At 69.3% G+C, this 14,363-nt stretch carries 11 protein-coding genes; 6 read left to right on the top strand and 5 right to left on the bottom strand.

Annotated elements, in window-relative coordinates; all coding sequences use genetic code 11:
* Positions 1–60: 60 nt before the first annotated feature.
* Both L3i22_RS44605 and L3i22_RS44600 read left to right on the top strand, forming a co-directional pair.
* Positions 61–2,355, top strand: coding sequence for an IPT/TIG domain-containing protein (locus tag L3i22_RS44605; RefSeq protein WP_221323472.1), 2,295 nt, complete (start codon positions 61–63; stop codon positions 2,353–2,355).
* A gap of 250 nt (positions 2,356–2,605) precedes the next feature.
* Complete coding sequence (locus tag L3i22_RS44600; protein WP_221323471.1) at positions 2,606–4,894, top strand: IPT/TIG domain-containing protein; 2,289 nt, start codon at positions 2,606–2,608, stop codon at positions 4,892–4,894.
* A 119-nt stretch (positions 4,895–5,013) separates the two neighbouring features.
* Here the strand turns inward: L3i22_RS44600 and L3i22_RS44595 are convergent, their stop codons facing one another.
* The 3 genes from L3i22_RS44595 to L3i22_RS44585 form a co-directional block, all read right to left on the bottom strand.
* Entirely contained in the window at positions 5,014–5,739 is a 726-nt protein-coding gene (locus L3i22_RS44595; RefSeq protein ID WP_221323470.1) for a hypothetical protein, read from the bottom strand.
* 215 nt (positions 5,740–5,954) lie between these two features.
* Positions 5,955–7,160 (bottom strand): IPT/TIG domain-containing protein, encoded by a 1,206-nt coding sequence (locus L3i22_RS44590; RefSeq protein WP_221323469.1) that lies wholly within the window; start codon positions 7,158–7,160, stop codon positions 5,955–5,957.
* Positions 7,161–7,418: 258 nt separating this feature from the next.
* On the bottom strand, positions 7,419–8,090 hold the full coding sequence (locus L3i22_RS44585; protein ID WP_221323468.1) for a hypothetical protein: 672 nt from the start codon (positions 8,088–8,090) through the stop codon (positions 7,419–7,421).
* Positions 8,091–8,314: 224 nt separating this feature from the next.
* Here L3i22_RS44585 and L3i22_RS44580 point away from each other — a divergent pair, with 224 nt between their 5' ends.
* Entirely contained in the window at positions 8,315–9,538 is a 1,224-nt protein-coding gene (locus L3i22_RS44580) for an IPT/TIG domain-containing protein (RefSeq protein ID WP_221323467.1), read from the top strand.
* Between the two features lie 115 nt (positions 9,539–9,653).
* Positions 9,654–11,576: a S8 family serine peptidase gene (locus tag L3i22_RS44575; RefSeq protein WP_221323466.1), complete on the top strand. Its 1,923-nt coding sequence runs from the start codon at positions 9,654–9,656 to the stop codon at positions 11,574–11,576.
* 28 nt (positions 11,577–11,604) lie between these two features.
* Here L3i22_RS44575 and L3i22_RS44570 read toward each other — a convergent pair whose 3' ends face one another.
* Entirely contained in the window at positions 11,605–12,330 is a 726-nt protein-coding gene (locus tag L3i22_RS44570; RefSeq protein WP_221323465.1) for a hypothetical protein, read from the bottom strand.
* Positions 12,331–12,569: 239 nt separating this feature from the next.
* Here L3i22_RS44570 and L3i22_RS44565 point away from each other — a divergent pair, with 239 nt between their 5' ends.
* A complete protein-coding gene (locus L3i22_RS44565) occupies positions 12,570–12,791 on the top strand; it encodes a hypothetical protein (RefSeq protein WP_221323464.1) in 222 nt (73 codons plus the stop codon).
* Between the two features lie 61 nt (positions 12,792–12,852).
* Entirely contained in the window at positions 12,853–13,401 is a 549-nt protein-coding gene (locus tag L3i22_RS44560; RefSeq protein ID WP_221323463.1) for a DUF4142 domain-containing protein, read from the top strand.
* A gap of 175 nt (positions 13,402–13,576) precedes the next feature.
* Here the strand turns inward: L3i22_RS44560 and L3i22_RS44555 are convergent, their stop codons facing one another.
* Positions 13,577–14,335: a trans-aconitate 2-methyltransferase gene (locus L3i22_RS44555; RefSeq protein ID WP_221323462.1), complete on the bottom strand. Its 759-nt coding sequence runs from the start codon at positions 14,333–14,335 to the stop codon at positions 13,577–13,579.
* Positions 14,336–14,363: the final 28 nt, after the last annotated feature.

Below are 14,363 nucleotides of genomic sequence, written 5' to 3'. Positions count from 1 at the left end.
GGACGCCTGGGCCCAGCAATCCAGCGACGTGGTCCATTGGGACCCGTAGGAGGACCTCGCATGCGTAAGTCCAGAAATGCCGCGCGTCCCCGGTGGGCGCGTGTTGGTCTGACGACCGGGGTGGTCGGTGCCGCTCTGCTCGTCTACCCCGAGGCGGCACTAGCCGCATCCTCGGTAATGCCGCCCGTTGCGCCGGTGGGTGGCAGCGTCACCATCTCCGACACCAACCCGTCCCCGAACTTCACGGCGACCAACTCGGTCACCCGGGTCCAAGTCATCTCGACCGGCACCTGCCCGGGCACCTACACGACGCCGACCGTGGCGATCGTGTCGGCGAACGTCACGGTGGGCGTCGCGCAGGCGGGTGGTGCGCCCGGAACGGTGACCTTCACGGTCCCCACCGGCGTGACGCCGGGCACCAACGGCCAGGGCAAGCGGTACATGGCCTGCGTGTATGCCGGGACCTCAGCGGGCTCCAGCGCGCGGGAGGGCGCGTCGACCGGCTATCCGTTCTATGTCGGGACGCCCGCGACGGCGTCGCCGGCGGCCGGTCTCACCGGTGGTGGCAACTCGGTCACCGTCACCGCGGGATCCGGCGGGCCGATCTTCACCGGTGTCCCGACGATCGGGGCGGTGTTCACCCCCAACACTTCGGACTGCTCGCAGACCTACGGCACGCCGACGGCGAACCTGACGGCCGCGGTGACCCGGGGTTCGGACACGATGGCCAGTCTGACCGTGCCGGCGGGCGTCACGTCGACCAGCGCGAACCCGACCACGTACAACATCTGCCTGTACAGCGGCAACACCTCGGCCGCGGCGTTGGTCTCGGCGGTGCCGTACACCGCCGGGCAACTGCAGCTGAGCCAGACCACCGGTCCATGGCAGGGGCTCAACGGCCTCAACATCACGTCGCCGAACCAGTTCCTGGCCGGTATCGACAACCCGGGCGTGGTCTTCACCAGCACGGCATGCCCGCTCACCTACACCCAGACCCCTTCGGCCACCAACATTCCGGTTGACCCGGTGAACAGTGTCCGGAAGCTGTCGAACACCCGGCTGGCCACCACCGCGCCCGCCTTCTATGCCGACCCGACCGCTGCCACTGCCGCGTTCACGCTTGCCGGCAGTGGGACGATCGGGTGGAACGCCTGTATCTACGACGGTTCCTCGGACGGGCAGTCCAACCTGGTGGTTGCCAACCCGTACAAGGTGACCACCATCCAGACCTCTACCGGCGTCTCGCCGAAAGCCGGCCCGGCTCTCGGCGGTAGCCTGATCACCGTCACCGGCACGGCGTTCCCGACCGACCCGTCCCTCATCTCGGCGACGCTGGGCGGTGTGCCGCTGACCGACATCACGCCGCTGAGCAGCACCGCCTTCACCGCAAGGACGGCCCGGCACGCGCCGGCCAGCAACGTCGCGCTGGTGGTCACCACGGCCAGCGGCTCGCACAAGCTGAACAACGCTTTCTCGTACACCAGCGCGCTGGTGGTGGCACCGAACACGGCGTCCAACAACCGGATCGTCCAGGTGGTCGTCGACGGTGTCGGCTTCCAGAGCGCGGGCTGGGACAACACCCTGACCAGCGGTGCGCACGTCTTCCTGGTCAAGGGCAACTACAGCTCCACCGACATCGGTGGCACGGTCCGGGCCAATCCACCGGTTGCCGACTGCAACAACGTGCTGGTGCTCAGCGACACCGAACTCATCTGCAAGCTCGACCTGACCAACCGGTTGGACAAGACCGGCGCGGCCGTACAGGCCGCGACACCGACAGCGGGCAACGCCGTCGTCACGGTGGCCGGTAGCCGGAAGATCACCGGTACCGCGTTCTCCTCCGACGACATCGGCAAGGCTGTCATCGAGGCCAACGACGCACCGGTCATCCCGGTCGGGACGGTGATCACCGATGTGCTGGCCGACGGCGTGACCGCGGTCATGTCGAACGCGGCCACCGGGGTCGCGGTTGCCGCCGATGTAACGCTGGCGTCTCCGCTTACGCAGGCGGTCTACATCACGCAGGCGGTTGGCTCACCGACCCTGACGAATGTCGCGCCGGCTCTCAACGCAGCGGCAGTCGCCAGCGGCGGTGACGTCGGGAAGTACGTCATCGGCGCGGGTATCCCGCTCGGTAGGACGCTCGCCTCCGCGACGACCCTGAACTCGGGGACCAGTGTGGTGGTCAATGCTGGGCACACCGTGATTGTCGCCGGCACCACGATTCCGGTCCCGGAGGGCGCCTACAACCTGCAGTACGTGAGCAACGCCGCGGTCAACGCGGTGGCGACCGACCCCAGCTTCGTGCAGAGCCAGGTCTCCAGCACCTCTACCTTCACCGTCGCTGCCTTCTGACGGTAAAGGCCACCGAGCGGTGGCCCGGAGCGCGTAGCTCCGGGCCACCGCTTTTGCGTCCGTAATTCGGGGTGTTCGACATCGGAACTGTCATGGAGTTGTCTGACATATATGTATGTTTCCTGCTTTGGAGAATCGAAACGCCGCGAATAGTTACGCTTCCGGCGAGACGGCCCGCGACGGTTCATCCGGACGCCTGGGCCCAGCAATCCAGCGACGTGGTCCATTGGGACCCGTAGGAGGACCTCGCATGCGTAAGTCCAGAAATGCCGCGCGTCCCCGGTGGGCGCGTGTTGGTCTGACGACCGGGGTGGTCGGTGCCGCTCTGCTCGTCTACCCCGAGGCGGCACTAGCCGCCTCCGCCGTGTTGCCGGCCGTGACGCCGGTGGGCGGCACGGTCACCATCAACGACGACGGCGCGGGCACGCCGCCGTTCATCGGTTCCGGTACCGACCGGGTGGAGTTGCTGACAACGGCCGGGACCGCCTGCCCGGCGACCTACACCACGCCCACCGCGTCCATCCTGGCCGCGGCGTCGACCACCTCCAGCACCACCGGCCAGGTGGTCTTCGTAATGCCGAACACGGCGACTGCGGGTACCAGCGGGCAGGTCAAGAAGTACGTCGCGTGTGTCTACGCCAGCAACTCGGCCGGCTCCAGCGCCCGTAAGGGTGCGACGAACGGATACCCGGTCTACGTCGGCACGGCGGCGACCGTGTCGCCGGCCGCGGGCACCACCGGTGGGGGCGAGCAGCTGACCATCACCGCGGGAACCGGCGGGCCGATCTTCACCGGTATCACGACGATCGGGGCGCAGTTCGCCACCCAGCTCGCGGACTGTCCGTCGGCCTACGGGACGCCGGCCGCGGGCACGTCGGCAATGGTGACCAAGACTTCCGACTCGGTCGCCAGTCTGACCGTGCCGTCGGGCGTCACCTCAACCGCCGCGAGTCCCACGCCGTACTTCGCCTGCCTCTACAACGGCAGCGGCATCAACTCGGCGCTGATCTCGGTAGTGCCGTACAACGTCGGACAGCTCTCCCTGAGCCAGACCATCGGCCCGTACGGCGGCCTGAACAATATCGACATCAACTCGCCGAACCCGTTCCTGGCCGGCATCGACAACCCGGGTGTGGAATTCACTCTGGGTGACACCTGCACGTCCACCTACACCGTGGCGCAGTCCGTGGGAACGAACGAACCGCTCGCCGCGAACAAGATCCGGAAGGTGACGAACTCCCGGGTCGCCGTCACGGCGCCGGCGTTCTACAGCCAGGGCACATACGCCACCGCGCTGGGCCTTCAGCCCGCCGGCGCGACCAGTGTTCCGTGGCAGGTCTGCATCTACGACGCCGCCACCGCGCAGGGCAACCTGGTCGCGTCCAACGCGTACAAGGTGACCACGGTGCAGACCCTGACCCGGATCACGCCCAACGCCGGACCGGCGCTGGGCGGCAGCCTGATCACGGTGGTCGGCACCGCGTTCCCCACCGACGCCTCCCAGATCTCCGGGATGCTGGGCGGTGTGCCGCTGACCGACATCACGCCGCTGAGCAGCACCGCGTTCACCGCCCGGACGCCGATGCACGCGCCCGCCAACAGCAACACGCTGGTGGTCACCACGCCTGCCGGCTCGGCGACCCTGAACGGTCAGTTCGCCTACACCAGCACGCTGGTGGTGAACCCGAAGACCGCGCCGAACACCCGTAGCCTCGACGTGGTCGTCAACGGTGTCGGCTTCCAGGGCGCGTCGTGGAGCGCCAACCTGGGCACCGGGGCACACATCTTCCTGTCCCGCGGCAGCTACAGCAACGCCACGGTCAGCGGCAACCGCGCGAACCCGCCGGTCGCCGACTGCAAGAACGTGCTGGTGCTCAGCGACAACGAACTGGTCTGCCGGCTGGACCTGACCAAGCGGCTCGACCTGACCGGCACCGCGATCCTTTCCGCGGCGCCCAAGTACGGCGTCACCGGCAGCGTCACCACCGGTAGCCGGGTGGTCACCGCGGCTGCGAACACGTTCGATTCCTCGGACATCGGCAAGGCAGTCGTCGACCCGGCCGGCGTCGCACTTGCGGCCGGGACTGTGATCACGAACGTCGTCAGCGGCACAACGGCGATCATGAACAATCCCGCTTCCGCCACGCTGTCCAGCAACGCGACGATCACCATCGCATCGCCCACCTACCGGAATGCCACGCTCACCACCACCGGCACCAACAGCAGCGCCGCGCTCGGTGGGGCTGCGAGCACCTTCACCCAGGCTGACGTCGGCAGCTACCCGGTCAACGCGAACATCACGGCGGGAACGACTGTCCTGTCTGTGACCGACGCTACGAACGCCACCCTTGCGGCCAATGCCGCCACGGCCGGATCGGGGGTCGCGAGCATCATCTACAGCCAGTACGTCCCGGTGCCGGAGGGTGCCTACAACCTGCAGTACGTGAGCAACGCCGCGCTCAACTCGGTGCACACCGACGGCACGTACGTGCAGAGCCAGGTCTCCAGCAACGCCACCTTCACCGTCTCGGCCTACTGACAGCGAACAGCACGAACATGCGGTGGCCCGGAGCGCGAGCTCCGGGCCACCGCCCTTTCGTCCCGACGAGAACGCCGGCCGCGGATCCCGCGGCCGGCGTTGTTCGATGGTGAGTGTGGTCAGCCGAGCTTGCGCCACTCGCGGTCGATGACGGAGAGGCTCCGGGCGACCGCCGGCCGGCCGCCGATCTTCGTGTCTACCGTGATCACGCTGCGCTTGACGCTGGTGCGCCAGCAGACCAGCAGGTTGTCCCGGGTCTTGGGCTCCGCCTCGTTGTAGAACTTGAACTTGTTCGAGCACTCCACCGCGCCGTGCTTCCGCACGCCGCCGGCCACCCAGGCCAGCTCGTGCTGGCCGGTCAGGTCGCCGTGCGCGGTGACGATCCGCATGGTCGCGCCCTGCTTCGCCGAGCCGACGGTCACCTCCTTCGCCTCGCCCGCCGCGGCGATCCGGGCCGGATCATCCTGGGCGGGCAGCGGGTGGGTGATCTTCACGCCGTCCTTGGCGGCGGCCTTCCGGGCGGCGGCGACCCGTTCGGCCGGCGATTTCGGCTCGTCCTCGTGGTCGTCGGCCGACTTGACCTGCCGGTCGGTGCCGGATTCCGCCGGCGTGGCCGCCGCGGAGGAGGTGGCGGTGGCCGGTGCGGCCGCGATGACGGTGCCCGCTCCGGTCGATGCTTCGGGCGCCATCAGCCGATTGGTGGTCAGGTAGGCGCCGGAGCCGAGGACCGCGGCCAGGCCGGCCGCCCCAGCTATCGCCCGCGCACGCCGCCGTTTCGGTCGGCTTGTGGCGGTCTCCGCTGCCGGTGCCTCGCTGCCGGGTAGGTGGTCGTCGTGCTTGGTCATCTTGCTGTCCCTCTGGTGTCTCGACGGTGGCCTGCCCCTGTGCCAGGCCCTTGACCTCATCGTTCCAACGTGTCCGGCATATCGGGCCAAAACCCGCAAGCGGCTGCTGTGAGTTCGTTGAGCGAGCGCCGCCGAGACACGGAGAAACAGCGGAGGCCCGTCCCTGTCGGGGCGGGCCTCTGCTGTAGCGAGATGTCTAACGAGGTGCTGCTCGCTTATTCGTTGAGCTCGGTGAAGATGCTCGCCGAAGTGACCGGGCTGGCGTAGGTCGCGGTGCCACCCGGAGTCCGGACGGTGACCGGGCAGGCGCCGGCGGTGGCGGTCGCGCCGAGGCCGGTGGCGTCGACCGAGACGCTCGGCGCCGTGACGACGATGGCGGTACCGGCCGCGTTGACCGCACCCACGGTGGCGGCCTTCTCGCAGAAGTACACGTCGTAGTCGGTCCCGAGGACCCAGGTCTTGGTCAGGCCGGTGGCGGTGACCGTGACGGACGTGCCGCCGGTGGACTTGCCGAAGGTCGGGCTGAGCGAGGTGACCGTCGGGCCGCTCACGATGTCGAAGCTGTTGCCGTACCCGGAGGCGAGGAACGACTTCGACACACCGTTCTGGGTGATGATCACGGTGTCGTTGCTGGCGTCCATGCCGGACGCGGTCTTGAAGGTGAGGTAGTTACCGGCCTCGGTCGGGGTGGCTCCCTCGACCATGCCGGCCGTGGTGTTGGCGCTGGTCATCGCGGTTCCGGCGGTCTGTCCACCGGTCACGCCGGCGGCGTAGACCTTGACGTCCGTGGCGTCCTTGCCGGCAACGCTGACCTTCAGGCCGGACGCGGAGCGCGGGTCGAACGCGAAGTCGGACGCCGCCTTGACCCGGCCGACCTGGCCACCGGTCGCCACGAAGCGGCCGGACTGGTTGGCATACAGCTGGTCGGCGCTGTTGTCGGTGAGCACCGGCCGGGTGGTGTTGGCGGCGTACGCCACGATCTTCGGCGGGCTCACGAAGGTGAGGCCGGCGGTCTTGGTGATCGTGTCGGCGCCGGCATTGAAGAGAATGGAGACGTCTTCGGCGCCACTGGGGCTCACAATGCAGCCGTTGGTGGGTGTTTTCACCGTGAGCGTGGTAGCGCTGGTGACCACATAGCTGCTGATGTTCGCGCAGTTGGCGTCAGAGCCCAGCTTTACGCCGCTCACATTGTCTTCGGTGAGTGCCGTGGCACCCGTTCCGGAGATCGTCAGAACGATGACCTGCTTGGCCGTTCCGGCGGCCAGCTTCCCATTGCTGGGCGTGGTCACCGTGAGCGTGCCGGGCAGGGTGCCGGCGTAGGCGATGGTCGGTGTTACCACCGAAAGTAAGGAGGCGGCCAGCGCGCTGGCGCCGACGGTGGCGACGATGCGGGAGCGTCGCCCGGGTTGGACGTGAGACATTTGAGCAGTGGTCCTCTCGGGAGCTGTACGGCCAACCTAAGGTGCCGCACTTGCCTCGGTTTCGGACTCAAACTAACACCGGCTGAAGCGGCGTTTCCGGAAATAGCAATTCGTTGATGTTTGGCTTTTCAGAAAGCCCGCAGTGTAGTGGAAATCGTGCGGACAGGTCGTTTTCTGCCCAATTTTAAAGGCCCTTACTGTGGCAGTAAGGGCCGGAAGTTTCGCGCTGTGAAATTGTGGTCGATGAGACGCCGGCCGTTATTTCTTCGTGCTCCAGTGATCGTCGACCACGCCGGCGATCAGCTCCGCCGAGGGATGGCTCCCGTGCTGTCCGAAGGCGAGCGCGACCACGCTCTTCTTGCTGGACGTGCGCCAGCACATCACCATGTCGCTCTTCGTCTCCGCGGCCTTGGCCGGATCGAACTTGAACTTCTGGGTGCACAGGGCGTTGCCGGTGTTACCCCCGCGGTCGCCGGCCCAGCGGAGCTGTCCGAGGCCGGTCAGGTCGTAGTCGGCCGCCACCACGCTGACGTCGGACGTGCCGACCTTCTCCTGGGTGGTCCGCACCGGCCGGTCGGTCTCGGCGTTCTCCGCCTTCCCGGACTTCCGGTGTTCGGTCTTCGCCTCGGCTCGGCCGGTGTGTGACCGGGCTGTCGTCTCCGACTCCGCGGGTTCCGCGGCCGGCGCTGACGAGGCCGACGAGGCGACGCCGGTCGGTGCGGCCGAGGATGCGGCGGTGGCCGCGGTCGTGGGCTCCGCCGGGGCCAGTACGGCCGGCTGCGGCAAGCCGCTGTCCTGCTCCGATGACCCGTGTCCGGTGAGGTAGGCGGTGGCGCCGAGAAGGGCGATCGCTCCGGTCGCCGCGATCATGACCGTGCGGCGGCGCCTCGGGCGCTGGGTGGCGGGGTCCTGCTCGTCCTGCGCTGACATTTCGCATCCTTACCGTGTCGCTCGGCCGCTCCTTTCTTGCCGTGCTGGTCGCGGCCCGTGATCTCATCGTGCCAAGCCGCCCGGCCGGGCGGGCGTGAACGGGCTGATCGCGCCTGTGCGTTGGCTGAAGACGAGCCGACAGCCGGGTTTCGCCTTCTCGGCCTGGGCGGAGTGGTCATCTCGTTACGCTCCGTCAGAGGTGCCGACTCCAAGGGAGAGCTTCGATGAGCACGTGGCAGCATGCGGTTCGCCGTGCCGGCCGAGCCGGGGTGGCTGCGGTCGCCTCGAGCGCCCTGATCCTGGCCGGAGGCACCACTCCGGCGGACGCCGCCGCGCCCGACATGGCCCTGACCGCCACCGCCGGCCCGAGCGGCGGTGGCAACACGATCATCGGGGTGGTCGCCGGATCGGCGGCCAATCCGAATCCGTTTCCGGCGGGCGCCGTCCCGGTGGTCCAGTTCCAGTACGCCGCCTGCACCGCCAAGGCGAGCGACACCGTGCAGATCGACGTCACCGGGATCACCCTGACCGCCGGCGTGCTCCAGGCCGATCCGTTCAGCGTGAAGCGCCTGTCCAGCACGAAGATCGCGTTCGTGGTGCCCACCACCGGATATCCGGATTCGACGATCAACGGGGCCGGCCTGGTGCTCGCCGGTAGCCAGACCAGCGCCAAGTGGAATGTCTGCGTCTATGACAGCGACTCCACCACGAACAGCATGCTGCTGGCCGCCGCGACGTACACCGTGGTGCCCGAACCCACCATCACCTCGATCACGCCGGCCAGCAGCCCGGCCAGCGGTGGAAAGTCGATCACGATCAACGGCACGGGCTTCATCCCGGTCGGAAATCCGATCACCGCATCGGTCGGCGGGGTCGCGCTGACCGACGTCAAGGTGTCCCCGACCGGGACCAGCATCACCGGCACCACCGGGGCCCGCGTAGCCGAGACGGGTCTGGAACTGACGGTGACCACCCCCGGCGGCACGGTCGGCAGCCTCGACCCGAACGGCGACGGCGATCCCACCGACGCGATCCCGTTTACCTACAGCAACGGGATCACGATCTCGCCGAACACTGGTGCCGTGGGCACGGCGGTGGCCGTGGACGTCACCGGGGTGGGCTTCTCCCAGCTGCATTTCGACGCCGGGTCCGGTACCCCGACGAGTGGCAACGCGCACCTGTTCCTGGTGGTCGGCGCGTACAACTCGTCCAACAACCGAGGCGTGGCCGAATGCGTGCGGGTGGGCGTGGTGACGGACACCGAGCTGGTCTGCACGCTCGATCTGTCGGGGAACCAGCTGAGCCCGGTGAACAGCGCGCTTGTTCCGAGCACGCCGATCGCCGACGGGGCGTACATCCTGACCCTGGTCACCGACGGGAGCCTCGGGGTCGGCGCGAACCCGACGAACATCAACAGCGGCTCCGCGTTTGTGGTGGGACCCTACTGACGTACCGAAGAAGGCAGTTGCCGTTGCTGCACCCGGCTCGCACCCGGCCGAATCCTTGACTCACAACCTCCGCCGAAGAACGTAGTCCACGTCTTCGAGCTGGAGGTTGTGGTCGATGAAGGTTGTTCTGCGCCGGTACGCCGTAGGAGCCGTTGCCACCGTTGCGCTGGCCGGGGTCGCCGCGTTCGCCCTGCCCACCGGCACCGCTGACTGGAACCCGGTCACCTACGGCCTGACCGAGAGCGCCGACCAGCTGCTCCCGGCCACGGTCACCCCGGAGGAGCCGGCCCGGGTCGTCTCCACCACGATCGACAAGCACGGCAAGCCGGTCGTCACGGTCCGGACGGCGACCGACAAGAAGAGCGCCACCGAGCTGGTCGAGCAGGCTCAGAAGGCGGAGAACGCGGTCGGCGTCGAGGTCGACGCGAAGGCCGTGGCGCTGGACGCGCCGAGCGGCACCGACCTGTACCGCGGGCAGCAGTGGGATCTGGCCGCGATGCGCGCCACCGACGCCTGGCAGAAGTCGACCGGCGCCGGCGTGACCGTCGCGGTGATCGACACCGGGGTGGACGCGACCAACGTCGACCTGGCCGGCAAGGTGCTGACCGGCTGGGACGCGACGACCGACAAGGCCGGCGGCAACATCGACCCGAACGGGCACGGCACGCACGTGGCCGGCACGATCGGCGCGGTCACCGGCAACACCGTCGGCGTCTCGTCGGTCGCCCCGGACACCAAGATCCTGCCGGTGCGGGTGCTCGGCGCGAACGGCAGCGGCTACATGTCGGACGCCGCCGAGGGGATCGTCTGGGCCGCCGACAACGGTGCCCAGGTGATCAACATGTCGCTCGGGTCGAGTTCGAAGCTGACCGCGGTCAGCAACGCCGTCGCGTACGCCCGCAGCAAGGGCGTCACCGTGGTCGCCGCGGCCGGCAACGAGCGCGGCAGCGGCAGCCCGATCAGCTACCCGGCCGCCGACGCCGGCGTGATCGCGGTCGCCGCCACCGACTCGTCGGACAAGGTGGCCTCCTACTCGAACGCGGGCAGCTACGTGGACGTGGCCGCGCCGGGTTCGGCGATCCTGAGCACGTACCCGTCGGCGCTGGGCAAGAGCTACGCCACGATGAGCGGCACCTCGATGGCGTCGCCGCACGTGGCCGCCCTCGCCGCGCTGCTCAAGGCGGCCCAGCCGAGCCTGACCCCGGACCAGATCGAGCAGGCGATGGAGAAGTCCGCCGTCGACCTCGGCACGGCCGGCAAGGACAACGACTTCGGGTACGGCCGGGTCGACGCCGTCGCCGCCCTCGCGGCCGTGACGACCAGCGCCCCGACGACCGCCCCGACCACCAAGGCCCCGACCACCGCCCCGACCACCGCCCCGACCAGCGCCCCGACGACCGCGCCGACGACCGCCCCGACCAGCAAGGCCCCGACGACCGCCCCGACCACCGCGCCGACCTCGGTCTCGCCGAGCCCGTCGGTCTCCACCACCCCGGTGACCAAGGCCAAGCCGGTCATCACCCCCAACGTCGCCACGGCCGACGTCGCCTACAACAGCACCACGGTCACCAGCTTCACCGTCACCGCCGCCGGCCAGCCCTGGGTCCGGAAGAACGCGCAGCTCTGCGTCGCCGAGACCGGCAAGAGCTTCCAGTGCGTCGACGTGATCACCTCGGCCTCCGGCGTGGTCACCGCGAACCGGGTCGCCACCGGCGGCTACCAGCTCCAGCTGCGGATCGCCGGGACCGACGGCACCGAGGCGGCCACCGGCACCGCGACCTACACCGTGCGCAGCACCGCCACCGCGACCCGGACCGGCAGCCGCGTCATGACGGTCAGCATCGCCTCGCCGGCCGGCCTGAACGTCGAGGTGCAGCAGCTGATCGCCGGGACCTGGCGCAAGGCGCTGCAGTTCACCAGCAGCGGCAGCACCACGAACGTGACGATCAACGGGCTGGCCACCGGTCAGCAGTACCGCGTGGTGGTTCCGGCCGGCGGCACGATCGCCGGCGCGACCAGCGGCATCGTGATCGGCTGAGCTCAGCGGTAAGGATCATGGGCGGCGCTCACTCGAGCGCCGCCCATTCCTGTTCGATGATGCCGACGCAGTCCCGCGGATCGGGCGTGCCCTGCACGGCGACCGCCATCGTGACCACGCTGCGCAGGTCCGACGTCCGCCAGCAGAGCAGCAGGCCGGCCTTCTCCGCGACCGGCTCGTCCGCGCCGAACCGGACCCGATTCGTGCAGTACACCCCGTCGCCCGCGGCGTCACCCTGGTCCGCGGCGTACAGCAGGTCGCTCTGACCGGTGAGGTCGAAGCGGGCGCTGGAAATCCGTACCGTGCCGTTTTTGATCGTCTCGACCCGGCGGGTGACCAATCCCGCCGCCGTCTCCGACGGCATTTCCGCCTGCGGCGTCAGATCCGACGGGGTGGGCGAGGGGGCGCGCTTGGCGGCTTGCGCCGGGTGCGTCGTGCGTGGCGCTTCCAGATTTCCCGGTACGGCGGAGATCCCCGTCCCGTCGATCCCCGGCGTCGCCGCCGTGGTCAGCGGCGCCAGCGCGGCCGGCTCGGGAAGCGTGTCCTGACTCGTCTCCATCAGTTTCGTGGTCAGGAAGTACGTGCCGGCCAGCAGGGCGAGCGCGCCGGTCACGCCGGCGACGGCCTGCTTGCGGCGCAGGCTGCGGCGGGGTGCGGTGGCCGCCGCGGAGGCGTACACGCTGCCCTTGGCCAGGTAGTCGTAGTGGTCGTCGTCGGTCATCTCACCGTCCCCCGTGTCGCGTCTCGATCTCATGTTTCCAAAGATCAGGACGAACCGGGCTTTCTTCCGTCTCTTCGGCCTCCCTGTTCGCTCTCGGCGCTTCCGGTCGGCGCGGTCTGTCGGCTATTGGTCGCTGGGGTCACCCGCAGAGGGGGCGGCGGCCCTCCGGCGGTTGACCGCGATAACCGGCACGCGCATCGTGTGGTGGACGGGGCCGTTGGCGGGCGGATCCGGGGCCCTCCCGCCGTGCCCGGAAATCGGAGGGAGGTCACGTGGCCGAGGAAGCGGAGCACCTCCCCGCGCGGCCGTCGTGGGACTGCCGGGTCTGCGGCCGGCCGTGGCCGTGCCCGCCGGCGCAGGGCGCACTGTCCGCCTCGCACGGCCGGATGGACCTGGCCGTGCTGATGTGGAACTACCTCGAGGAAGCCGCGAAGGACATGCCCCAGGCCGCGGCGTCCGAGCTGTTCGACCGGTTCCTGCGCTGGACCCAGTGAACCGGTCCCGAGGTCATCGAAAGCGAATTAGGGTGAAGATGCCCTATTCGAGGAGATGACTATGCTTTTACGGCGAATATCCGCGGCCGTCGGCGTCGCCGGCCTCCTGGCCCTACCGGCCGCACCAGCGCAGGCCGAGCCGTCCCAGCCGGACGCCGACTACCTGAAAGCGGCGCACCAGGTGAACCTCGCCGAGATCACCATGGGCCGGATCGCCTGGACGACCAGCTCCGACCCGACGGTGAAAACCCTGGCCGCCGCCCTCATGCGGGACCACATCCACCTGGACGCGGACCTCTACCAGACCGCGCGCCAGCTGCGGGTCTACCTGCCGGCCGCGCCCACACCGGAGCAGCAGGCACTGGCCAAGCGGTACCAGGCGGCCGGGGCGGACACGTTCGACGAATACTTCATCACGACCCAGCTGGCCGCGCACCGGGCGGCGCTGAAGATGACCGCCGAACGGGCCGCGAACGGTTCCGAGGAGACGGTGAAGGAGCTCGCGGCCAAGGCCGAGCCGATCATCGCCCGCCACCAGACGATGCTGCGGGACGCGGCCAGGGCGGAAGGGCTTGCCGGGTACGTGGACGCCGGCGGCCGCCAGGGCTGAGGCCACCCGCCGGCAGGTAGGTAGTCCCCACCCACCACGGGGGCCTGCCCAATCACATTGTCCCGGGATCGGCCATGATCACGTTGGCGGGCTGTGGACAACCCATCAGTGTGGAAAACGCGCCCGGTGAGATCTCGCTGTGCTAAGGCCGCCGAGACCTCACCGGGCCGGCGCTTCACCGCACCCCGATGACCGCCGCGTCGGTGCCACCACGCCACACCACGCCGCTCTCCCCGAACCCCGCGGCCCGGAGCGCGTCCAGATGCCACCCGGCCGACGGGTTCCACTCCTGGGCGTGCCCGCCCGGATAGATCTGCTGCCGCTCCACCACCTTCGGCCCGAGCTGCTCGTCCGCCGCGGCCCGTGCCCACCAGTCCGCCCACGAGGTGACCGCGCCGGACGCGTACCGCGCGTTCCGCGTCGCCCGGGCGTGCTCCCGCAGCCGTACGTTGAAGTCCGTCAGCCCCTCGTCCGGCATGTGATCGGCGTTGACGAAGATCCCGCCCGGCCGCAGCACGTCACGGATCTCCGCGTAGAGCGCCCCGATCCGGTCCGCCGGCAGCCAGTGCAGCGCGGTCGCGGTCAGCACCGCGTCGAATCCCTCGTGCGGCAGCTTCCCGCGCCAGCCGGGGTCGCCGAGGTCGGCGTCGACCACGGTTGCCCGCCCGTCCAGCGAGGCCGCCGCGATCGTGAGCAGCACCGGGTCCTGGTCGAGCACGGTCACCCGGGCCCCGGGGAAGCGGGCCAGCGCCCGCAGCGAGATCGACCCGGTGCCGCCGGCCAGGTCGAGCACCTTCGGCGCCGGCCCCTCGGCCACCGCGGCGACGGCGGTCAGCATCGCGTCGAACCGGTGTTCGCGATCGGGCAGGAACCCTTCCTGTTGCCGATCCCATGACTCCTGCCAGATCTCGGCGTTGTTCAGGTAAGCAGTCATGAGCCTCACGGTAGTTACATCCCGGCCG

Source organism: Actinoplanes sp. L3-i22 (assembly GCF_019704555.1).
Lineage (GTDB): Bacteria > Actinomycetota > Actinomycetes > Mycobacteriales > Micromonosporaceae > Actinoplanes.
This window is presented reverse-complemented; position numbering and strand designations above follow the sequence as displayed.

Excerpts from the sequence above, each read along its gene's own strand:
- L3i22_RS44555 (WP_221323462.1), bottom strand. The coding sequence starts at position 14,335 with ATGACTGCTTACCTGAACAACGCCGAGATCTGGCAGGAGTCATGGGAT.
- L3i22_RS44590 (WP_221323469.1), bottom strand. The coding sequence starts at position 7,160 with ATGTCTCACGTCCAACCCGGGCGACGCTCCCGCATCGTCGCCACCGTC.
- L3i22_RS44585 (WP_221323468.1), bottom strand. The coding sequence starts at position 8,090 with ATGTCAGCGCAGGACGAGCAGGACCCCGCCACCCAGCGCCCGAGGCGC.
- L3i22_RS44605 (WP_221323472.1), top strand. The coding sequence starts at position 61 with ATGCGTAAGTCCAGAAATGCCGCGCGTCCCCGGTGGGCGCGTGTTGGT.
- L3i22_RS44560 (WP_221323463.1), top strand. The coding sequence starts at position 12,853 with ATGCTTTTACGGCGAATATCCGCGGCCGTCGGCGTCGCCGGCCTCCTG.
- L3i22_RS44570 (WP_221323465.1), bottom strand. The coding sequence starts at position 12,330 with ATGAGATCGAGACGCGACACGGGGGACGGTGAGATGACCGACGACGAC.
- L3i22_RS44580 (WP_221323467.1), top strand. The coding sequence starts at position 8,315 with ATGAGCACGTGGCAGCATGCGGTTCGCCGTGCCGGCCGAGCCGGGGTG.
- L3i22_RS44600 (WP_221323471.1), top strand. The coding sequence starts at position 2,606 with ATGCGTAAGTCCAGAAATGCCGCGCGTCCCCGGTGGGCGCGTGTTGGT.
- L3i22_RS44575 (WP_221323466.1), top strand. The coding sequence starts at position 9,654 with ATGAAGGTTGTTCTGCGCCGGTACGCCGTAGGAGCCGTTGCCACCGTT.
- L3i22_RS44595 (WP_221323470.1), bottom strand. The coding sequence starts at position 5,739 with ATGACCAAGCACGACGACCACCTACCCGGCAGCGAGGCACCGGCAGCG.